The organism is Streptomyces sp. NPDC096176, from assembly GCF_044763255.1.
Lineage (GTDB): Bacteria > Actinomycetota > Actinomycetes > Streptomycetales > Streptomycetaceae > Streptomyces.
Genome location: NZ_JBIWFV010000001.1, coordinates 920,285 through 940,523 on the forward strand (window position 1 = coordinate 920,285; position 20,239 = coordinate 940,523).

A 20,239-nucleotide genomic window follows, 5' to 3' on the forward strand; every position below is an offset into this window, starting at 1 on the left:
GTAGCGAAAGCCATGACCGGCTCGTCGCGACAGCCACAAGGCGCCGAGGTGGGGACCCGGCGCCGACTTTTTCACATGGGCGCGCGGAAGGGGGAGGATGTACGCATGCAGCCTAGGAACATGTCCATGAGCGGCGTCGTCGACCTCGCCGCGGTGAAGGCGGCCAACGAGGCCAAGGCGAAGGCGGAGCAGGCGCGAGCCGAAGCCGCCCGACAGGGCGGCGGCGGTGCGGTGTCCCCCGCCGGCCTGGTGATCGACACGGACGAAGCCGGTTTCGAGCGCGACGTACTGCAGCGCTCCACCGAGGTCCCGGTCGTCATCGACTTCTGGGCCGAGTGGTGCGAGCCGTGCAAACAGCTCGGCCCCCTGCTGGAGCGCCTCGCCACGGAGTACAACGGCCGTTTCGTCCTTGCCAAGGTCGACGTCGACGCCAACCAGATGCTGATGCAGCAGTTCGGGATCCAGGGCATCCCCGCGGTCTTCGCGGTGGTGGCAGGGCAGGCACTGCCCCTCTTCCAGGGCGCGGCCCCGGAGGCGCAGATCCGCCAGACGCTGGACCAGCTGGTGCAGGTGGCCGAGGAGCGCTTCGGCCTGACCGGCATCACGGTCGACCCGGACGCGTCGGGTGACGCCCCAGAGGCACAGCCCGTGCCGGCCGGCCCGTACGACGCACTGCTCGAAGCGGCCGTCCAGGCCCTGGACGCGGGCGACTTCGGCGGCGCCGTCCAGGCGTACCGGAACGTCCTCTCCGACGACCCGGGCAACACGGAGGCGAAGCTCGGCCTCGCGCAGGCCGAACTGCTGCGCCGTGTGCAGGACATGGATCAGCAGAAGGTCCGCCAGCAGGCGGCCGAGAACCCTGCTGACGCCACCGCGCAGATGGCCGCCGCCGACCTGGATCTGGTGGGCGGCCATGTCGAGGACGCTTTCGGTCGACTCGTCGAGACCGTGCGGCGCACGGCGGGCGACGAGCGGGACGCCGCGCGGGTTCGGCTGCTGGAGCTCTTCGAGGTCGTCGGTCCGGACGACCCGCGGGTGACGGCGGCGCGGCAGGCGCTGGCGCGCGTGCTCTTCTGAGCCCTTGACGGCACCTCAATGAGCCCTCCGTGACGCCTTATGGATGCCTCACGGATGCCCCGCGCAGGCCTCATTGACAGCAGTTCTGACAAGGGTGTCCTGAAAGTCTCTTTCTGACGGATTACGGCGGTGGCGCTGACGCGGCGTCACCGCCGTTTTGGCGACACAGTGACAAAATGCCGACTGTCTTTACCAAAACTTGGTAAACGCGGCGACGGTTACTCGGAGTGCAACAAGGCGCTGGTTGTGTCCGCTTATTGGCGCCTATCACCCCTTCTGGAATCACGATCTGTGGCACCCTGCGTGCTCGCGCGACATCGCGCCGTCGTGGCCCGGTTATCAGGCCGTTACTAGCCAGTAACGAACCCCCTTGTGCCCTGGCCAGGAATGGACAACGATCGGCGACGCTCGGTCCGATACCGCACCAGCCCGGCTTCCAGCCGCGCCGCGGCCATCGGGTCCCCACCGGGCTGACCGGCGGCAGTGGCGCCGGTCGCGGACAGGGGGGTTCCTGCCACAGAACGGCAGGGCCTGTCCGGCAGGTTGTGCGTGATGAGTCAGGCGCGACCAGTGGTTGTCGCTCGGGGGTGATCGCCGGTGTTTTTCGGACGCACAGCGCGCCTGAAAGTGCAGGCGCTCTTCTTCCCGAGGACGTAGCACTTCTCCCATCCCAGGACGGGCCCGAGGGTCCGGACCGGAGATGTACGTCCGAGAAGGAGGAAAGTCATGGAGTCTATGGCTCGTGGTGGAACCAGATGGAAGCGGTTCGCCCTGGTCATGGTGCCGAGCGTGGCCGCGACGGCCGCGATAGGCGTCGGCCTGGCACAGGGGGCGCTCGCCGCGTCCTTCGCTGTGTCGGGCCAGGAGTTCAAGGTCACGGCCGGAAAGCTCGTCGGAACTGGGTTCTCCCAGTACGGCGGCGTCGACATGGGGTACAAGGACCTCAAGGGTGACGAGAAGGTCGCGCACCCCGTTGCGATCTCGACCTTCAAGAACGCGTCGATCACCAAGATGTGCCAGTCGGTGGTCACCGACGTCCCGTTCGTCGGCAAGATCACGCTGCGGCTGACCGCCGGCGACAAGGGCACCGACGTCAAGGCCGAGAAGCTCTACCTGGACGTGTCCGAGCTGGACGCGAACGCCAGGTTCGAGAACATCGACATCGGCGTCGCGGCCAAGGACACGGACAACCCGGAAGGTGGCCCCGGCCCCGCGGGCAAGGGCCCGGCGGTCAAGGACACTTCGATCCTGCCCAACGGGTTCGCGCAGCAGGCCGACCGGGCGATCCTGACCGGTGTCGAGCAGAAGGCGTGGGCGACGACCGCCGGCACCTTCGAGCTCAGCGGTCTGAGCATGCGCCTGCACAAGGGCGACGGCCCCAAGGTCGAGTGCTACTGACGGTAGCCCCGTCCGGGCGGGCGGGTGAGACTCTGGCAGCTTCGCCCGCCCGCCACTCTCTTCACACAGCAACGCCAGTACCAGGGAGCTGTTTTCCATGAGCGCCGAGACTGCAGTGTCACAGGGGCGGAACGAGCACTACACCCGCGTCCTTCGGCGGAACTTCCGTACCTGGCGGGGACAGCGGCCCTTCTGGGCGGGTCTGCTGACCCTGCTCGGCGGGATCCCCATCGCCTACTTCCCGTATGCGACCTTCAAAATCGGCCACATGAACCTCGCCATGCAGACGACGGCGGGGGCCGGCTCGCTGATCATCGGCGTGCTTCTGGTGACGCTGGGTCTCACGATGTGGTTCCAGCACATCGTACGGGTGTTCGCGGGCGTCGCCACGATTCTCCTGGCGCTGGTATCCCTTCCGATCGCCAACCTGGGCGGCTTCATCATCGGGTTCGTCCTGTCCCTCACGGGTGGCGCGCTCTCGTTGTCGTGGGTGCCCGGCGGGCCCGTGAGCGCCGACGAGGCGCCCGCGGTCCAGCAGTCGCCCGACAGTCCCGCCGTACCGGAGCAGCGTGACGGCTTCGGCGCGGACACGCAGGAGACATCCATCGAAGGCAACGGCGGGAGGAACAGTGCCGGGTGACGTGACACCACCGCTGACCGCGGACGCGGGCGGCGGCGGCTCGCGGGAGAGAAAAGGGCCGCGCCACGCCGCGCCCAGGAAGTCCCTGTTCCACAAGTTCCAGATGCCCGCGAGCAAGGCGATCGCCCTGGCCGCGATGCCCACCGCCGTCTTCGTCGGCATGGGGCTCACCCCGAAGCTGGCGCTGGCCGACGACAAGGACCTCCCCTTCGCTCCCGGCCCGTGCGTGACCCGCTCCGACGAGCCCTCGGAGTCGCCGTCACCGTCCGCGTCGGAGTCGGCGAAGCCGTCCGAGTCACCGTCCCCGTCGGACACGGCCGATCCGGAGCCGACGCCGAGCGCCACGTCCGGAACCGGAACGGGCGACGGGGCGCAGGAGCCGAAGCCGGCCGAGAGCCCGTCCGCCTCCGCGGCCGGATCCGAGCAGGCGGCGCCCGCGCCGGAGCCGTCCCCGAGCCAGTCGACCAACCCGCTCGACCCGCTGGGCGTGGGCGACAAGGTCAAGGACCTCGTCGACGGGATCGGCGACGCGCTCAAGGGCGAGCCGTCCGAGACGCCGTCGCCGAGCGAGACCGCGACGCAGCCTGCCGAGGAACCCTCCACGGCGCCGTCGGAGGCACCGGCCGAGGAGCCCACGGAGAAGCCCACGGAGAAGCCCGCCGACGCGGTGGGCGACGCGGTGGGCGACACGGTCGACAAGACCAAGGAAGCGATCAAGGACGCGGCGGACAAGGCCGGCGCCGAGGTCGAAGAGCTGGACGAGGCTGTCAAGGGACTCGACCCCGTCAAGGACGAGGACATCCCGGGCGGCGCCAAGCCGCGCTTCCCGTGCCCGACGGCGGACCCGGAGGCCCTGGCGGCCGCCGAGTTGGAGCCGGGCATCCCGTTGCTCCCGGACGACCCCTGGGTGCTCGAGAGCTCGAAGCTCACCCTGACGGGCCTGGACTACCACGGCATCGTCGAGGTGAGGACGGGCAGCGGCAAGGTCAAGAAGGTCCTGAAGTTCACCGCGACGGGTGTCAAGATCGAAGACCTGCACCAGCTCACGGTCGGCCCGAACGGCACGACCGGGCACGTGGAGGCGCGTAAGGGCGGCAAGCCCTCGGAGATCAGCAACGGCACGGTGACGATGTACACGGAGGAGCTGAAGGGCAACCTCTTCGGCATCATCCCGATCACGTTCAGCCCCGATAGCCCGCCACCGCTGAACGTCCCCGCCGCGTTCTTCACCAACGCGAAGGTCACCCAGGCCGGCCAGTTCGGCGGGACGCTGACGGTCCCCGGCCTGCACAACTACTTCACCGGCGGCAACGCCTGACCCAGGACCACCGGGAGCCGCGAAAAAGGCTGTGGCCGCACCCCCTGAAGGGGTGCGGCCACGGTTGTTACGGGGCCTCTGCATCGGCGACAACGGGAGGCGGCTCACGCCCGTCCTGCGTGGGGTTGTGTATGCGTAGAGCCCGCCGACGACGCCAGCGCGTGTCGCACCGCCGCGAGCGCCTCCTCGTCCGTGGCGTTCAACGGCCGCGCCACCGTCGCGAACAGGCGGGCCTGTTCCACCAGTTTCTCCTTCGAGTCGGCCATCGACGCCGGTGCGACGACCTGGGTGCCGGAGCCTCGGCGGGTCTTGACGATGCCGGCTGTTTCCAGTTCGTGGTAGGCGGACCACCTCAAGGAGTTGATGCACCTGCCCGGCACCGGACGGCGGGCATCGAACGAAAACGGGCGGCCTGCCGACCCCGAAAGGTCGGCAGGCCGCCCGTGCGGCGGACGACTCGACGCGTCAGGCGCGGGACTCCCCGCCCAGGTGGTGCACCCGCACCATGTTCGTCGTGCCGGGCACGCCCGGAGGGGAACCGGCCGTGATGATCATGATGTCGCCCGCGTTGTAGCGCTGGAGCTTCAGCAGCTCCGCGTCCACCAGGTCGACCATCGCGTCCGTCGTCTCGACGAACGGCACCAGGAAGGACTCCACGCCCCAGCTCAGTGTCAGCTGGTTGCGGGTGGACGGGTCGGTGGTGAAGGCCAGGATCTGCTGCTCCGCGCGGTAGCGGGAGAGGCGGCGGGCCGTGTCGCCGGACTGGGTGAAGGCGATCAGGGCCTTGCCGTCCAGGAAGTCCGCGATCTCGGCGGCCGCGCGGGCGACCGAGCCGCCCTGCGTGCGGGGCTTCTTGCCCGGGACCAGGGGCTGGAGTCCCTTGGAGAGGAGCTCCTCCTCCGCCGCGGTGACGATCTTCGACATCGTCTTGACCGTCTCGATCGGGTACGCGCCGACCGACGACTCCGCCGACAGCATGACCGCGTCCGCGCCGTCGAGGATCGCGTTGGCGACGTCGGACGCCTCGGCGCGCGTCGGGCGCGAGTTGGTGATCATCGACTCCATCATCTGGGTCGCCACGATCACCGGCTTGGCGTTGCGGCGGCACATCTCGATGAGGCGCTTCTGCACCATCGGGACCTTCTCGAGCGGGTACTCGACGGCCAGGTCGCCGCGCGCCACCATGACCGCGTCGAACGCCGCGACGACGTCCGCCATGTTCGCGACGGCCTGCGGCTTCTCCACCTTGGCGATGACGGGAACCCGGCGGCCCTCCTCGTCCATCACCTTGTGGACGTCCTTGACGTCGGCCGCGTCGCGGACGAACGAGAGCGCGACCATGTCGCAGCCCATGCGCAGTGCGAAGCGGAGGTCTTCGACGTCCTTCTCGGACAGGGCGGGGACGTTGACGGCCGCGCCGGGCAGGTTGATGCCCTTGTGGTCGGAGATGACGCCGCCCTCGACGACGATCGTCTTGACCCGCAGGCCGTCGACCTCGACGACGCGCAGTTCGACGTTGCCGTCGTTGATCAGGATCTGATCGCCCTTGGAGACGTCGCCGGGCAGGCCTTTGTACGTGGTCCCGCAGATCGACTTGTCGCCGGGGACGTCCTCGGTGGTGATGGTGAACTCGTCACCGCGGACGAGTTCGACCGGACCCTCGGCGAAGGTCTCCAGGCGGATCTTGGGTCCCTGGAGGTCGGCGAGCACGCCCACGGCGCGCCCGGTGTCCTCCGATGCCTTGCGGACGCGGTGGTACCGCTCCTCGTGGTCGGCATGGGTCCCGTGGCTGAAGTTGAATCGGGCCACGTTCATGCCGGCCTCGATGAGCGCTTTCAGCTGCTCATAGGAGTCGACGGCGGGGCCCAGTGTGCAGACGATTTTGGAACGGCGCATAAGGCGGATCCTATCGGTTTGTTTCTCTGCGGAATATTCCGTCTGGTGGAATGTACAAATGGGCGCCGACCCGCTCAGGCGTTCATCAATTCACTTCACCAGCTCGAAGGTCTGTCGCGCGATCTCAAGCTCCTCGTCCGTCGGCACCACGGCCACCGCCACCCGCGCGTACTCCGGTGAAATCAGCCGCGCCTCGCCCGACCGTACGGCGTTGAGCTCCGTGTCCACCGCCAGGCCCAGCTCCTCCAGGCCGGCGACGGCAGCTTCCCGCACCGGTGCCGCGTTCTCGCCCACGCCCGCCGTGAACGCGACCGCGTCGACCCGGCCGAGCACCGCGTAATAGGCGCCGATGTACTTCTTCAACCGGTGTACGTAGATGTCGAAGGCCAGCCGCGCCCGCTCGTCGCCTTCGTCGATCCGTCGGCGGATCTCCCGCATGTCGTTGTCACCGCACAGGCCCACAAGCCCGCTCTTCTTGTTGAGCAGGGCGTCGATCTCGTCCGTGCTCATTCCGGCGACCCGCTCGAGGTGGAATGTCACCGCCGGGTCGATGTCACCGGAACGCGTACCCATCACCAGGCCCTCCAAGGGCGTCAGCCCCATCGAGGTCTCCACACACCGGCCGCCGGCCACCGCGGAGGCGGACGCGCCGTTGCCGAGGTGGAGCACGATGACGTTCACCTCCGACGGGTCCTTGCCGAGCAGGGCCGCCGTGGCCCGCGAGACGTAGGCGTGCGAGGTGCCGTGGAAGCCGTAGCGGCGGATGCGGTGCGCGTCGGCGGTCTCGATGTCGATGGCGTACCGGGCCGCCGCCTCCGGCATCGTCGTGTGGAAGGCCGTGTCGAAAACCGCGACCTGCGGCAGGTCGGGTCGCAGCGCCCGGGACGTGCGGATACCCGTGACGTTCGCCGGATTGTGCAGCGGGGCGACCGGTACGAGCCGCTCCACCTCCGCGAGCACCTCCTCGGTGATCACGGTCGGGGCGCTGAACTTCAGACCGCCGTGCACCACCCGATGGCCGATCGCGGCCAGCTCGGGCGAGTCCAGCCCGAGGCCGTCCTGCGCCAGCTCCTCCGAGACGGCCTTCAGCGCCGCGTCGTGGTCGGCGATCGGGCCGGTGCGTTCGCGCTGCTGCGTGCCGCCGCCCTCCAGCGGGGTGTGCACCAGGCGCGACGTGGCCTCGCCGATCCGCTCGACCAGGCCGACCGCGAGCCGCGTGGCCTCCCGCATGTCGAGCAGCTGGTACTTCAACGACGACGAGCCGGAGTTGAGGACGAGGACACGGGTGGGGGTGACGGGGGCGGTCATGCGGGGAGCTCCTCGCCCTGGGACGGGCTCTGGGACCGGGACTGGGGAGGGCCCTGGGACTGGCCCTCCTGAGACTGGCCCTGGGACTGGGCCTGGATCGCGGTGATGGCGACCGTGTTCACGATGTCGCTGACCAGCGCGCCGCGCGAGAGGTCGTTGACGGGCTTGCGCAGACCCTGCATCACCGGTCCGACCGCCACCGCGCCGGCCGAGCGCTGCACTGCCTTGTACGTGTTGTTGCCGGTGTTCAGGTCCGGGAAGATCAGGACCGACGCGCGGCCCGCCACCTCGGAGTCCGGCAGCTTCGTGGCGGCCACCGACGGCTCGACCGCCGCGTCGTACTGGATCGGGCCCTCGACATGCAGGTCCGGACGGGACGCGCGCACCAGCTTGGTCGCCTCCCGCACCTTGTCCACGTCCGCGCCCGACCCGGACGTGCCCGTCGAGTACGACAGCATCGCGATTCGCGGTTCCACGCCGAAGCGGGCGGCCGTCGCCGCCGACTGGACGGCGATGTCGGCGAGCTGCTCGGCGTTCGGATCCGGGTTGACCGCGCAGTCGCCGTAGACGAGCACTCGGTCGGCCAGGCACATGAAGAACACGGACGAGACGATCGCTGCCTCCGGCTTCGTCTTGATGATCTCGAAGGCGGGGCGGATGGTTGCCGCGGTGGAGTGCACCGAGCCCGACACCATGCCGTCGGCCAGACCCTCGTCGACCATCAGGGTGCCGAAGTAGTTCACGTCCGACACCACGTCGTACGCCAGCTCGACCGTGACGCCCTTGTGGGCGCGCAGCCCCGCGTACCGCTCGGCGAACCGCTGGCGCAGCTCCGAGGTCGCCGGGTCGATCAGCTGCGCGGTCGACAGGTCGATGCCGAGGTCGGCGGCCTTCTTGCGGATCACCTCGGTGTCGCCGAGGAGCGTCAGGTCGCACACATTCCGGCGGATCAGCACGTCCGCGGCGCGCAGCACGCGCTCCTCCGTGCCTTCGGGCAGTACCACGCGGCGGCGTTCGGCGCGGGCCTGCTCCAGCAGCGCGTGCTCGAACATCATCGGCGTGACCCGGCCGCTGCGGGCCACCGCGAGGCGGGCCAGCAGGTCGGCGGCGTCCACATGACGCTCGAAGACGCCGAGCGCGGTCTCCGCCTTGCGCGGCGTGGACGCGTTCAACTTCCCTTCGAGGGTGAACAGTTCCGCCGCCGTGGGGAAGCTGAGGCCGGGGACGGAGACCACCGGGGTGCCGGGCGCGAGCCGGGCGGCGAGGGTCAGGACCTCCTTGCTCGGGCGCTCGTTCAGCGTCAGGACCACTCCGGCGATGGGCGGGGTGCCGGCCGAGTGGGCGGCGAGTGCGCCCACGACCAGGTCCGCACGGTCGCCCGGGGTGACCACCAGGCAGCCGGGGGTCAGCGCGTTCAGCAGGTTCGGCAGCATCGCGCCGCCGAAGACGAAGTCCAGAGCGTCGCGCGCGAGGCCGGAGTCGTCTCCGAGGAGCACCGTGCCGCCGAGGGCGTGCGTGATCTGGGCGACCGTGGGCGCGGCGAGCGCGGGCTCGTCGGGAAGCACATAGCAGGGGACCGGCAGCCGGGCGGCGAGCCGCTCGGCTATGCCCGCGCGCTCGTCGGGGGCGACCCGGTTGGCGACCATGGCGAGGACGTCGCAGCCCAGGCCCTCGTAGGCGCGGAACGCGTTGCGCGTCTCCGCCCGTACGGACTCCGGGGTCTGGCCCTTGCCGCCGACCACCGCGATCACGGAGGCGCCGAACTCGTTGGCCAGCCGGGCGTTGAGCGCCAGCTCGTCGGGGAGCTGGGTGGCGGCGTAGTCGGAGCCGAGGACCAGGACGACCTCGTACTCCCTGGCCACCGTCAGAAACCGCTCCACCAGCTGCGAGACCAGCTCGTCGGTGCCCTTCTCGGCCTGGAGCGCGGCTGCCTCGTGGTAGTCCATGCCATAGACCGTCGCCGGGTCCTGGGAGAGCCGGTAGCGCGCACGCAGCAGTTCGAAGAGCCGGTCGGGGCCGTCGTGGACGAGGGGGCGGAAGACGCCCACCCGGTCCACCTGGCGGGTCAGGAGCTCCATGACACCCAGCTCGACCACCTGCCGTCCGTCTCCGCGGTCGATCCCGGTCACGTACACGCTGCGCGTCACGCGTGCTCTCCGTCCATCTCCATGAGGTCCATGCCGTGGCGTACCACTGCTCTGCCGAGTGCTCCGCCGCGCGGGACGACGGACCCGCGGCCTGTCCGGCCCGGGGGCGGGCGTGCGGAAAGACCGCTCGTGGGCGGCACTGCCCTCTTGACAATACCTCCGGGTGTGGATAAGACGCCCGCCGGGCAGGAGCAGGGGTGCAACAGGGGCGGCTGCAGGGCGCGGAGTAGCAGGGAGCGCGGCGGCTCCCGGGCCCGTGGGACAATCGGACCTGAGCTCACACGTTCCGCTGACGAGCAGGAGACACAGCACGATGCGCATCGGAGTTCTCACCGCAGGCGGCGACTGCCCGGGTCTGAACGCAGTGATCCGCTCGGTCGTGCACCGTGCCATGACAGGTCACGGCGACGAAGTCATCGGTTTCGAGGACGGGTTCAAGGGCCTCCTCGACGGCCACTACCGCCCGCTCGACCTGAACGCGGTCAGTGGCATCCTCGTCCGGGGCGGCACGATTCTCGGCTCGGCGCGTCTGGAGCGCGGCCGGCTGCGCGAAGCGGCCGAGAACGCGACGGAGTTGGCGAAGCAGTACGGCCTCGACGCGCTCATCCCGATCGGCGGCGAGGGTACGCTCACCGCGTCCCGGATGCTGTCCGACGCCGGAATGCCCGTCGTCGGCGTCCCCAAGACCATCGACAACGACATCTCCTCCACCGATCGCACCTTCGGCTTCGACACCGCCGTCATGGTCGCCACCGAGGCCATCGACCGCCTCAAGACCACCGCGGAGTCCCACCAGCGGGTCATGGTCGTCGAGGTGATGGGCAGGCACGCCGGCTGGATCGCCCTGGAGTCCGGGATGGCGGGCGGCGCGCACGGCATCTGCCTGCCCGAGCGGCCGTTCGAGGTGGGCGACCTGGTCAAGATGGTCGAGGAGCGCTTTTCCCGCGGCAAGAAGTTCGCGGTCATCTGTGTCGCGGAGGGCGCGCACCCGGCAGAGGGCTCCATGGAGTACGCCAAGGGTGAGATCGACCAGTTCGGCCACGAGCGCTTCCAGGGCATCGGCAACCGGCTCGCTGCCGAACTGGAGCGCCGGCTCGGCAAGGAGGCCAAGCCGGTCATCCTCGGCCATGTGCAGCGCGGTGGCACGCCGACGGCGTACGACCGGGTGCTCGCGACGCGCTTCGGGTGGCACGCGGTGGAGGCGGCGCACCGGGGGGAGTTCGGCATGATGACCGCCCTGCACGGGACGAAGGTGGACATGGTGCCGCTGGCCGGGGCGGTCACCCGGCTGAAGACCGTTCCGGACAACCGGATGTTCGAGGCGGAGTCCGTCTTCTGACTCGAGCGGCCGGCCGGCGGGGCCGCACCGGCGTCCAGGAAAAATCCGTGGCGATCGGCGCCCCGGTGGAGGACCAGGAGTGGCGAACGCGGGCCGGCGGAGGCCTTCCGCCTCGAACCGCTCGGCGCGCCGGTACGGGGCTTCCTGCTGCGCCCCGTCCGCGGTGACCTGTGCGCGCGCATGGAGGAGGCCACCTCGTGGAAAGGTGCCGAGATACGGCAGCCGGCGTGCGGACGGCGCCGGACAGCTGTTCTCGTTCGACCGGCGGCCGTCCGAGGATGCCGGTCAGCCGCGGGCGAGCTCCCAGAAGTGATCCACGATGCGCTCCAGGAACTCGCGGCCCGCGCCACCCGTGTCCTGTGAGGCGGCGGCCCAGCTGAGCGTGGCGACCATGCGGGACTGGTAGTCGGTGTGCAGTTGCTGGAGCACGTCCTGGAGGTGGTGGCGCGGCATGGGGACCACCTTGCCCACCGGCCGCACGTACGCCTGCCAGCGCGAGGTCACGGCGTCGCGCAGCAGCTCGGCCAGCTCCTCGTCCCGGCCCGTCGCCGCGAGCAGCTCGCGGTGCGAGAGCCCGAGGACCTCGGCGAGGGCGGCGGTCTGCCGTTCGTTCCCCCGCCATCTGCCGTCGTCCTCCATCCGCTGATAGGCGGAGGTGTCGACTCCCACGCGGCGGGCGAGCTCGTCGCCCGCGAGGCCGCGTGCGATCCGGTGTTCGCGCAGGCTCGTCGCGGCGGACAGCAGCTCACCGGGGGAGCACCACAGCACGCCTGCCAGGGCGGTCAGTTCACGCGCGTCGGGTGCGGCGAGCCCACGCTCCCAGGCTGCGACCGTGTCCGGCGAGATGTGCAGCCCGTACTGGGCCCGCAGGCCGTACGCCACATGACCGGGCGCCATTCCCAAGGCCTCGCGCAGTCGGCGCGCGGCGGGGGCGTTGAAGGGAGGGGAGGGGTTGTGCTGCACCCGCACACCGTAGGGGTGGACGACCACGGCTGACTACGGTGCGTACACCCAAAGCCACGGTTCGTCGAATCATCCGAGTTGATCGCGCATTGCTACCGTCCGGCCGGTTACCGGACAGTTCGGGCGGGTCAGCCCTAGACCGCCCCGCCCAGGGCGAAGCCGCCGCCGAGCCGGCGGGCGATCAGCACGTACAGCACCAGCACGGGTGCCGAGTACAGGATCGAGAACGCCGCGAGCTGTCCGTAGATCACCGAGCCGTAGTTGCCGAAGAAGGTGAAGATCGAGACGGACGCCGGGAGCTGCTCGGGCGAGAGGATCAGCATGAAGGGGACGAAGAAGTTCCCCCACAGCATGATGAACGTGTAGATCGTCACCACGGTCAGACCCGGGCCCATCAGAGGCAGAACCACCCGTGTGAGCGTCTGCAGGCTCGATGCCCCGTCCGTCCAGGCCGCCTCCTCGAGGACCACCGGGACGCCGTCCATGAAGTTCTTCATCAGCCATATGGCGAAAGGGAGTTGCGCGGTGGCCAGGAACAGTGCCGTCCCGTGCATCGTGTCGATCAGATCGACTTGGACGAACAGGCCGTACACCGGGACCATGATCGCGGTAATGGGCAGGCAGGTCGTGAACAGGATGGTCAGCAGGTACGGGCGGCTCCAGCGCGAGCGGTGGCGCGAGAGGGGATAGGCGGCGAGTGCCGCGCACACCACGCAGACCACTGTCGCGCCGCCGCACAGCAGCAGGCTGTTGAGCATCGGCGTGAAGGTGATCTCGTCCGTGAGCACCGCCTGGAAGTTCTCCGACGTGAGCGACCGGGGGACCCGTACGCGCAGATCGGCCTCCGAGTCCACGGAGGCGAGCAGCAACCACACCAGCGGCAGCGCGAAAGCGGCCGAGGTCAGCAGCAGTGCTCCGTTCGCGGCGAGGCGGGCTCGGGTGGCGGGGCGTATCACAGATCCACCTTCATCAGCCGCAGATAGGCGACGGAGAACAGCGAGCCCACCAGCAACAGCAGCAGAGCCACCGCCGTGCCGTAGCCGATCAGGGACTTGAGGAACGCCTGGTCGTACATGAACACCGGCAGTGTCTGGCTGCGGTTGCCCGGGCCGCCGCGGGTCATCGCCCAGATGAGACCGAAGACGGAGAGCGTCGAGAGGGTGTTCAGCATCAGGTTCGTCCCGATGGAGCGGCGGATCATCGGCAGGGTGATGTGCCAGACCCGGCGCACGCCGGACGCGCCGTCGACCTCGGCCGCCTCCGTGACGTCACGGGGGATCTCCGACAGCGCGGCGGAGTAGATCAGCATCGAGAAGGCGGTGCCGCGCCACACGTTGGCGAAGGACACGGCAAGGATGGGGAGGGTGAACAGCCAGTTCTGCGACGGCAGATGGAGCCAGTCGAGGATGGCGTTCAGGGTGCCCTCGCGGCGGAAGAACGTGTAGAGCAGGAAGGCCGCGACGATTTCCGGCAGCACCCACGCCGTGATCACCAACGTGCCGGTGAACGTACGCACAGGCCGGGAGGCGGTGCGCATCAGGCCCGCGAGGGCGAGGCCCAGGGTGTTCTGCCCCACGAGCGCCGAGATGAAGGTGAACACGAGCGTGAGCCAGACGGCGTTGCGGAAGTCGTCGTCGGCGAAGGCACGGCGGAAGTTGTCCAGGCCGACGAAGTCCGAGCCCGACTGGCCCGTCAGCTGGGCGTCGGTGAAGGCGATCCACACGCAGTAGCCGATCGGGCCGGCCAGGAACAGCAGCAGAAGGATGGTGGCGGGGGTGAGCGGTACCCACCGCCACCATCCCGTTCGAGAGGCGCTCACCGCTCGCTCACTGGGAGACGACGGCGCCGTCGGTGATGGTTCTCAACTGTTCGTCGTACGCCTTCGACGCCTCCGCCGCGGAGGCGTCGCCCGTGGTCACCTTCTCCATCGCCTCGCCGATCGCCGTCGACACCTGAGGGTAGACGGGCAGCGCGGGCCGGTAGTGGGTGTACTGGACGAGACCCGTGAAGAACTCGATGCCCGGCATGGACTTCAGATACCGCGGAGCCGCCGCCACATCCTCCCGCACGGCGATCTGCGCGCCGACCACGCACCACTCGGTCGCGTTCTCCTCGGTCTGCAGAGTCTTGATGAACTCGAAGGCCAGGTCCGGGTTCTGGGCCTTCGCCGGGATCGACCAGGCCCAGCCGCCGGACATCGACACCTTGCCGGGGCTTTGACCGTTCTGGGTGGGCATCGCCGCCTGCGCCAGTTTCTCGCTCCACTCGGGCCATTCCTTGGGACCCTTGTTGATCCAGTTCTGGCCCATCCAGGACCCGTCCAGCGAGATCGCGAGCTTGCCCTCCGGGAACCACTCGGTGGCCACCCGGGTGCCGACGTTCGGGTCGAGCGCGTCCGAGACGTCGGGGCCGAGCTTCTCCTTGTAGACGGTGCCCACGAAGTCGAGCGCGTCCGTGAAGCCCTTTCCGCCGGCCACCCACTTCTTCGCGGACGGGTCGTACAGCGGATCCTCGCCCGTCCCGTACAGCAGCATCTCGAAGCCCTGCATCACCGCCGCCTCGCCCGGTCCCTTGCCGGTGTAGACGTTGAGCGGAATGACGCCGGGGACCTTCTCCTTGACGGTGCGGGCGGCGTCGAGGATCTCGGCCCAGTTCGTCGGCTGCCAGTCGGCGGGCAGGCCCGCCTTGGCGAAGATCTCCTTGTTGAACCAGAGTCCGCGGGTGTCGGTGCCGTCGGGGATCCCGTACGTTCTGCCGTCCTCCGCCTTCGCCGCGGTCTTCGCGCTGTCGACGAACCGGTCCCACTGGTCCCACCGGGGAAGGTAGTCGTCCAGCGGTTTCAAGTACCCGGCCCTGATGTCTGAGTTGATGCGGAAGGTGTCCTCGTAAACCAGGTCGGGCGCGGTCCTGGGGGAGCGCATCATCTGCTGGGCCTTGGTGGCGTAGTCGTTGTCCGGGGCCTGGATCGGGACGAGCTTGACCTTCTTGCCCGGGTGCGCCTTCTCGAACTGCGCCTTGGCAGCCTCGAGATAGGCGTCCTTGAACCGGATCTTGTTGTCGGTGGACCGGTTGTAGACGACCTCGACGGTGTCCGGGTCGCTGCCGGAGCCGCTGCCGCAGGCAGACAACGTTGCCGCGAGGGCGGTGACGGCGGTGGCGAGGATCAGTGGGGCTGTGGGGCGCACGGGCACGACCTCCTCGGAGCCGGGGGCGCCGCGGCAGGGCTTGCGGGCTGCGGCGGGCTTGCTGCGGGGCGCGTGGGGCTGCTGCCCGGTGACCGTATGGCCGGGCAGTTGACAAAAGCAATCCCCGTGCAGAACGCGCTTACTGACGCGCTGCCGCCCGCGTGCCGCCTCGGTGAACCGGGCATGCCGCGTCAGCGGAGGGTACTGATCCAGCGGTACTGGAGCTCGGGCCGGCCGATCTGGCCGTACTGAGGAGAGCGTGCCGCGCGGCCTGTGGTGACGAGGTGCTCCAGGTAACGGCGCGCCGTGATGCGCGAGATGCCGACGGCGGTGGCGGCCTCCGTGGCGGTGAGGCCTTCGGCGGACTCGCGCAGGGTCCGCGTGACCGCCTCGAGAGTCGGGCCGCTGAGGCCCTTGGGGAGCGAGGTGGTGGTGCGAGGGGTGCGCAGCGTCGCGAGGGCCCGGTCGACCTCGTCCTGGCCGCTCGCCTCACCGGCCGTGGCACGGAACTCGGCGTAACGGGTGAGCCGGTCGCGCAGGGTGGCGAACGTGAACGGCTTGAGGACGTACTGCACGACCCCGAGGGACACGCCCTCGCGGACGATCGTGAGGTCGCGGGCGGAGGTGACGGCGATGACGTCGGCGGAGTGACCGGCCGCGCGTAGGGACCGTACGAGCGCCAGGCCGTGACCGTCGGGGAGGTACAGGTCGAGCAGCAGCAGGTCGACGTCGGTGCGCTCCAGGGCGCGTACGGCCTCGGCGCGGGAATGCGCGATCCCGGCGACCGCGAAACCGGTGACGCGTCCGACGTAGAGCGCGTGGGCGTCCGCGGCGACGGGATCGTCCTCGACGACGAGGACCCTGATCGTCATGCCGAAACCTCCGCGGGGTGGAGCGGCAGCCGTACGGTGAACTCCGCGCCGCCGTCCGGGCCGTTGTCCAGCAGGATGGTGCCACGCCCGCGGTGCACCGCCTGCCGCACCAGCGCGAGCCCGAGCCCGCGGCCGGCGCCGTGCGTGGACCAGCCGCGGTGGAACATCTGCTCGGCGTCGGCGGCCCCGACACCGGCGCCGCTGTCCCCGACGCGCAGCAGCAGCTCGCCGTCCTCGACGCGCGCGGTCACGGTCACCCGCCCGCGCCCGCCACGGGCGGGCGGCGCGGCGGGGGCAGGCGCCGCGGCGACGTCGCTCGGAGCCCCGTCTTCCCGCAGGTCCGCACCGCCCGCCGGGACGGTCGGAGCGGGTGCGCCCGCCACCGCCTCGGACGCCGCGTCGACCGCGTTGTCGATCAGATTGCCCAGGATCGTCACCAGGTCGCGGGAGGGGAGCGAGCGGGGGATCACGCCGTCGTCGATGCGGCTGTCCTCCGCGAGGACCAGTTCCACTCCGCGTTCGTTCGCCTGGGCCGCCTTGCCGAGGAGCAGGGCTGCCAGTACCGGCTCGCCGACCGCGTCGACGACACGGTCGGTCAGGGCCTGGGCCAGCTCCAGCTCGGCCGTGGCGAAGACGATCGCCTCGTCGGCGCGGCCCAGCTCGATCAGCGAGACGACGGTGTGGAGCCGGTTGGCAGCCTCGTGCGCCTGGGAACGCAGGGCCTGGGTGAAGCCCCGTTCCGAGTCCAGCTCTCCCGAGAGCGCCTGGAGCTCCGTATGGTCGCGCAGGGTCACCACCGTGCCGCGCTGCTCGCCGCCCACGACCGGCTGGGTGTTCACGACGACGACCCGGTCCGCGCTCAGATGCACCTCGTCGACCCGGGGCTCCGACGCCAGCAGAGCCCCCGTCAGCGGCCGCGGCAGGCCGAGGTCGGCGACATGGCGGCCCACGGCGTTCTCGTCGAGCCCGAGCAGCTCACGCGCGCCGTCGTTGGCGAGCGCGATCCGCCGGCCGCCGTCGAGCATCACGAGCCCTTCGCGCACCGCGTGCAGCGCGGCCTCGTGGTAGTCGTGCATCCGCCCCAGCTCGGCCGCGTTCATCCCGTGCGTGTGCCGTCGCAGCCGCGCGTTGATCACGTACGTGCCGACGCCGCCGAGCGCCAGCGCCGCACCGGCCATGACGATCAGCGCGGTGACCTGCTCCCGTACCTGCTGGGTGATCTCGTCGACGGTGATGCCGGCGCTGACGATCGCGACGACCTTCGCGCCGTCGTACACCGGCGCCACCGTGCGCACGGACAGACCGAGCGTCCCGACGTACTGCTCGCTGTAGATCCGGCCGCGCAGAGCGGGTTCGATGTGGCCGAGATACGTCCGTCCGATCCGGTCGGGCTCCGGATGCGTCCAGCGCCGGCCCTGCGGGTCCATGATCACGACGAAGTCCATGCCTGCGTCCCTGCGCACCGACTCGGCGTACGGCTGGAGCGCTGCCGACGGATCGGCGGAGTTCACCGCCTCGACGACCGACGGCGAGCGCGCCGCGGCCGCCGCTGCGGCCCGTGACTGCAGGCGCGCGCTCTCCTCTGCCTGCGACTGGTCCGTGAGGTACGCGAAGAGCGCGCAGCCCGCCACGATCGCGGCGACCAGCACGACCTGCATGGCGAACAGCTGGCCCGCGAGACTGCGGGGGCGGGGAATGCGCATGCGACCAGTCTGCCTGGCCGGATTTGTGTGAACGAAAGGAACGCAAGCGTGACCGGCGTCACGTGCCGGTGGATAGTCGCTGAGATCCACCGGGACGTGGACGGCATTCGAACGAGGAGGCACCCCGTGGCCACTACAGCCGCAGGCAAGCGGGACCGGACCCATTATCTGTATCTGGCAGTCATCGGCGCGGTGGTGCTCGGCATCATCGTCGGGTTCGCCGCCCCGGGGGTCGCCGTCGAGCTCAAGCCCATCGGCACGGGCTTCGTGAACCTCATCAAGATGATGATCTCGCCGGTGATCTTCTGCACGATCGTGCTGGGCATCGGCTCCGTGCGCAAGGCCGCCAAGGTCGGCGCCGTCGGCGGTCTGGCGCTCGGCTACTTCCTGGTGATGTCGACCGTGGCCCTCGCCATCGGTCTGCTCGTCGGCAACCTGCTGGAGCCGGGTTCCGGTCTCCACCTCACGGAAGCCGCGCGTGAGGCCGGGGCCGAGCAGGCGTCCGGCGGCGGTGAGAGCACCGCGGACTTCCTGCTCGGGATCATCCCGACGACGCTGGTCTCCGCCTTCACCGGCGGCGAGGTGCTGCAGACGTTGCTGGTCGCCCTGCTGGCGGGCTTCGCGCTGCAGGCCATGGGCTCGTCCGGCGAGCCGGTGCTGCGCGGCATCGGGCACATCCAGCGCCTCGTCTTCCGCATTCTCGCCATGATCATGTGGGCCGCGCCGGTCGGCGCCTTCGGCGCCATCGCGGCGGTGGTCGGCGAGACCGGTCTGGACGCCCTGAAGTCGCTCGCCGTCATCATGATCGGCTTCTACGTCACCTGCGCGCTGTTCGTCTTCGTCGTGCTGGGTCTGCTGCTGCGTCTGATCGCCGGCGTGAACCTCTTCTCGCTGCTGAAGTACCTGGGCCGTGAGTTCCTGCTGATCCTCTCCACCTCTTCGTCGGAGTCCGCGCTGCCGCGGCTGATCGCGAAGATGGAGCACATGGGCGTGAGCAAGCCGGTCGTCGGCATCACCGTCCCCACGGGCTACTCGTTCAATCTGGACGGCACCGCGATCTACCTGACGATGGCCTCGCTGTTCATCGCCAACGCGACGGGCGCACCGCTGAGCGCCGGTGAGCAGATCTCGCTCCTGGTCTTCATGATCATCGCTTCGAAGGGTGCGGCGGGCGTCACCGGAGCGGGTCTGGCGACGCTCGCGGGCGGCCTGCAGTCGCACCGCCCCGAGCTGGTCGACGGCGTCGGCCTGATCGTCGGCATCGACCGCTTCATGAGCGAGGCGCGCGCCCTGACCAACTTCGCGGGCAACGCCGTGGCGACGGTGCTGGTCGGCACCTGGACCAAGGAGATCGACAAGGAGCGGGTCACGCAGGTGCTCGCCGGCAAGGTCCCCTTCGACGAGAAGACGCTGGTCGACGACCACGCACCGCACGACGGCGGTGCCGGCGGCCAGGACGCCGGCGTCCCGCAGCCGCGTGACGACGAGCGCGAGCCCGTGAAGGTCTGACACCACCTGGCAGACCCTTCCTCCGAGCCGCGTGTGCCGGACCCACTTCCCCGGGTCCGGCACACGCCGTTGTGCCGTAAACGGCCTTGCCCTGACGTCGGCGTCAAGGAATACCGTCGGGGACATGCGAATCGGCGAGCTCGCGGAGCGGGCCGGCACCACCACCCGCACTCTGCGCTACTACGAGTCCCGCGGGCTGCTGCCCGCCCGGCGCGCGGTGAACGGCTACCGCACGTATGACGAGGACGACCTGCGTCTGCTCCAGCAGATCCGGACCCTGCAGGACTTCGGTTTCGACCTGGAGGAGACACGGCCGTTCGTCGAGTGCCTGCGCGCCGGCCATCCGGCGGGGGACTCGTGTCCCGCTTCGCTCGCCGTCTACCGGGCCAAGCTCGCCGAGCTGGACGCCCTGATCGAGCAGCTGCAGTCGGTGCGGTCGCAGGTCCGGGCGCAGCTTCTGCGGGCGGAGGCGGAGCTGTCCGCGGGCCCGGAACCCAGTTGCGAATTCGGAGGTCGATGAATGATCCAGGCAGAGGGCGTCGCCGCGGTGACGGACGCGGACTTCGACACGGAGGTGCTCGGCGCGGACCGTCCGGTCCTCGTCGAGTTCACCGCGGACTGGTGCGGCCCGTGCCGCCAACTCGCCCCGGTGCTCAGCTCGGTGGCGCGGGAGGAGAAGGAGCGGCTGAAGGTCGTCCAGATCGACGCCGACGCCAACCCGGAGATCGTGACGCGCTACACGGTGCTGTCGATGCCGACGTTGCTGGTGTTCGACGGGGGCGAGCCGGTGAAGTCGATGGTGGGCGCCCGTCCCAAGCGCAGGCTGCTGCAGGAGCTGGAGGACGTGCTGACCACCGGTTCCCGGACGCGGCCCGCCGCCTGAG

The 20,239-nt window shown here is 69.9% G+C and carries 18 protein-coding genes; 8 read left to right on the forward strand and 10 right to left on the reverse strand.

The genetic code is table 11. From position 1 onward, the window contains the following. Positions 1 to 105: 105 nt before the first annotated feature. The 4 genes from ACIQ7Q_RS04420 (at position 106) to ACIQ7Q_RS04435 (ending at position 4,433) form a co-directional block, all read left to right on the forward strand. Entirely contained in the window at positions 106 to 1,077 is a 972-nt protein-coding gene (locus ACIQ7Q_RS04420; protein ID WP_403856102.1) for a tetratricopeptide repeat protein, read from the forward strand. A 726-nt stretch (positions 1,078 to 1,803) separates the two neighbouring features. Next, entirely contained in the window at positions 1,804 to 2,475 is a 672-nt protein-coding gene (locus ACIQ7Q_RS04425; protein WP_403856104.1) for a DUF6230 family protein, read from the forward strand. Positions 2,476 to 2,572: 97 nt separating this feature from the next. Beyond that, positions 2,573 to 3,115 (forward strand): DUF6114 domain-containing protein, encoded by a 543-nt coding sequence (locus ACIQ7Q_RS04430; RefSeq protein WP_403856106.1) that lies wholly within the window; start codon positions 2,573 to 2,575, stop codon positions 3,113 to 3,115. Beyond that, positions 3,105 to 4,433 carry a hypothetical protein gene (locus ACIQ7Q_RS04435; protein ID WP_403856108.1) on the forward strand — a complete coding sequence of 443 codons (1,329 nt, stop codon included), beginning with the start codon at positions 3,105 to 3,107 and terminating at the stop codon, positions 4,431 to 4,433. Before ACIQ7Q_RS04430 ends, ACIQ7Q_RS04435 begins: the two co-directional genes overlap by 11 nt. Positions 4,434 to 4,537: 104 nt before the next feature. On the opposite strand, the gene ACIQ7Q_RS04440 is transcribed toward ACIQ7Q_RS04435, so the two are convergent. From ACIQ7Q_RS04440 to pta, 4 genes are all read right to left on the reverse strand, one after another. Continuing rightward, positions 4,538 to 4,789, reverse strand: coding sequence for a hypothetical protein (locus ACIQ7Q_RS04440; RefSeq protein ID WP_403856110.1), 252 nt, complete (start codon positions 4,787 to 4,789; stop codon positions 4,538 to 4,540). 109 nt (positions 4,790 to 4,898) lie between these two features. Continuing rightward, on the reverse strand, positions 4,899 to 6,329 hold the full coding sequence (gene pyk / locus ACIQ7Q_RS04445; RefSeq protein WP_403856112.1) for a pyruvate kinase: 1,431 nt from the start codon (positions 6,327 to 6,329) through the stop codon (positions 4,899 to 4,901). A gap of 90 nt (positions 6,330 to 6,419) precedes the next feature. Then, positions 6,420 to 7,637 (reverse strand): acetate kinase, encoded by a 1,218-nt coding sequence (locus ACIQ7Q_RS04450; RefSeq protein WP_403856114.1) that lies wholly within the window; start codon positions 7,635 to 7,637, stop codon positions 6,420 to 6,422. Next, complete coding sequence (gene pta / locus ACIQ7Q_RS04455) at positions 7,634 to 9,784, reverse strand: phosphate acetyltransferase (RefSeq protein ID WP_403856116.1); 2,151 nt, start codon at positions 9,782 to 9,784, stop codon at positions 7,634 to 7,636. Before pta ends, ACIQ7Q_RS04450 begins: the two co-directional genes overlap by 4 nt. 313 nt (positions 9,785 to 10,097) lie before the next feature. Between pta and ACIQ7Q_RS04460 the strand changes: the two genes are divergently transcribed. After that, positions 10,098 to 11,123: an ATP-dependent 6-phosphofructokinase gene (locus tag ACIQ7Q_RS04460; RefSeq protein WP_403856118.1), complete on the forward strand. Its 1,026-nt coding sequence runs from the start codon at positions 10,098 to 10,100 to the stop codon at positions 11,121 to 11,123. A gap of 285 nt (positions 11,124 to 11,408) precedes the next feature. Here ACIQ7Q_RS04460 and ACIQ7Q_RS04465 read toward each other — a convergent pair whose 3' ends face one another. The 6 genes from ACIQ7Q_RS04465 to ACIQ7Q_RS04490 form a co-directional block, all read right to left on the reverse strand. Beyond that, positions 11,409 to 12,020 (reverse strand): helix-turn-helix transcriptional regulator, encoded by a 612-nt coding sequence (locus ACIQ7Q_RS04465; protein ID WP_403856440.1) that lies wholly within the window; start codon positions 12,018 to 12,020, stop codon positions 11,409 to 11,411. A 200-nt stretch (positions 12,021 to 12,220) separates the two neighbouring features. Continuing rightward, positions 12,221 to 13,042, reverse strand: a complete 822-nt coding sequence (locus tag ACIQ7Q_RS04470; protein WP_403856120.1) for a carbohydrate ABC transporter permease — start codon at positions 13,040 to 13,042, stop codon at positions 12,221 to 12,223. Beyond that, positions 13,039 to 13,905: a carbohydrate ABC transporter permease gene (locus tag ACIQ7Q_RS04475; RefSeq protein WP_403856122.1), complete on the reverse strand. Its 867-nt coding sequence runs from the start codon at positions 13,903 to 13,905 to the stop codon at positions 13,039 to 13,041. Before ACIQ7Q_RS04475 ends, ACIQ7Q_RS04470 begins: the two co-directional genes overlap by 4 nt. Positions 13,906 to 13,912: 7 nt before the next feature. Beyond that, a complete protein-coding gene (locus ACIQ7Q_RS04480) occupies positions 13,913 to 15,271 on the reverse strand; it encodes an ABC transporter substrate-binding protein (protein ID WP_403856124.1) in 1,359 nt (452 codons plus the stop codon). Between the two features lie 191 nt (positions 15,272 to 15,462). Beyond that, the gene (locus ACIQ7Q_RS04485; RefSeq protein WP_403856126.1) at positions 15,463 to 16,143 is read right to left on the reverse strand and encodes a response regulator; all 681 of its coding nucleotides are present in this window, start codon (positions 16,141 to 16,143) and stop codon (positions 15,463 to 15,465) included. Continuing rightward, positions 16,140 to 17,846: an ATP-binding protein gene (locus ACIQ7Q_RS04490; protein ID WP_403856128.1), complete on the reverse strand. Its 1,707-nt coding sequence runs from the start codon at positions 17,844 to 17,846 to the stop codon at positions 16,140 to 16,142. The genes ACIQ7Q_RS04485 and ACIQ7Q_RS04490 overlap by 4 nt, the downstream gene beginning before the upstream one ends. A 126-nt stretch (positions 17,847 to 17,972) precedes the next feature. Between ACIQ7Q_RS04490 and ACIQ7Q_RS04495 the strand changes: the two genes are divergently transcribed. The 3 genes from ACIQ7Q_RS04495 to trxA all read left to right on the forward strand — a co-directional run bounded on the left by ACIQ7Q_RS04495 (position 17,973) and on the right by trxA (position 20,238). Next, positions 17,973 to 19,355: a cation:dicarboxylate symporter family transporter gene (locus ACIQ7Q_RS04495; RefSeq protein WP_403856130.1), complete on the forward strand. Its 1,383-nt coding sequence runs from the start codon at positions 17,973 to 17,975 to the stop codon at positions 19,353 to 19,355. Positions 19,356 to 19,479: 124 nt separating this feature from the next. Further along, positions 19,480 to 19,875, forward strand: coding sequence for a MerR family transcriptional regulator (locus tag ACIQ7Q_RS04500; protein ID WP_403856132.1), 396 nt, complete (start codon positions 19,480 to 19,482; stop codon positions 19,873 to 19,875). Continuing rightward, the gene (gene trxA, locus ACIQ7Q_RS04505) at positions 19,876 to 20,238 is read left to right on the forward strand and encodes a thioredoxin (RefSeq protein ID WP_403856134.1); all 363 of its coding nucleotides are present in this window, start codon (positions 19,876 to 19,878) and stop codon (positions 20,236 to 20,238) included. The last annotated feature ends 1 nt before the right edge of the window (position 20,239 follow it).

Coding starts and splice junctions, on each gene's coding strand:
- trxA (WP_403856134.1), top strand. CDS start 19,876: ATGATCCAGGCAGAGGGCGTCGCCGCGGTGACGGACGCGGACTTCGAC.
- ACIQ7Q_RS04450 (WP_403856114.1), bottom strand. CDS start 7,637: ATGACCGCCCCCGTCACCCCCACCCGTGTCCTCGTCCTCAACTCCGGC.
- ACIQ7Q_RS04485 (WP_403856126.1), bottom strand. CDS start 16,143: ATGACGATCAGGGTCCTCGTCGTCGAGGACGATCCCGTCGCCGCGGAC.
- ACIQ7Q_RS04500 (WP_403856132.1), top strand. CDS start 19,480: ATGCGAATCGGCGAGCTCGCGGAGCGGGCCGGCACCACCACCCGCACT.
- ACIQ7Q_RS04490 (WP_403856128.1), bottom strand. CDS start 17,846: ATGCGCATTCCCCGCCCCCGCAGTCTCGCGGGCCAGCTGTTCGCCATG.
- ACIQ7Q_RS04465 (WP_403856440.1), bottom strand. CDS start 12,020: ATGGCGCCCGGTCATGTGGCGTACGGCCTGCGGGCCCAGTACGGGCTG.
- ACIQ7Q_RS04420 (WP_403856102.1), top strand. CDS start 106: ATGCAGCCTAGGAACATGTCCATGAGCGGCGTCGTCGACCTCGCCGCG.
- ACIQ7Q_RS04425 (WP_403856104.1), top strand. CDS start 1,804: ATGGAGTCTATGGCTCGTGGTGGAACCAGATGGAAGCGGTTCGCCCTG.
- ACIQ7Q_RS04430 (WP_403856106.1), top strand. CDS start 2,573: ATGAGCGCCGAGACTGCAGTGTCACAGGGGCGGAACGAGCACTACACC.
- pyk (WP_403856112.1), bottom strand. CDS start 6,329: ATGCGCCGTTCCAAAATCGTCTGCACACTGGGCCCCGCCGTCGACTCC.
- ACIQ7Q_RS04460 (WP_403856118.1), top strand. CDS start 10,098: ATGCGCATCGGAGTTCTCACCGCAGGCGGCGACTGCCCGGGTCTGAAC.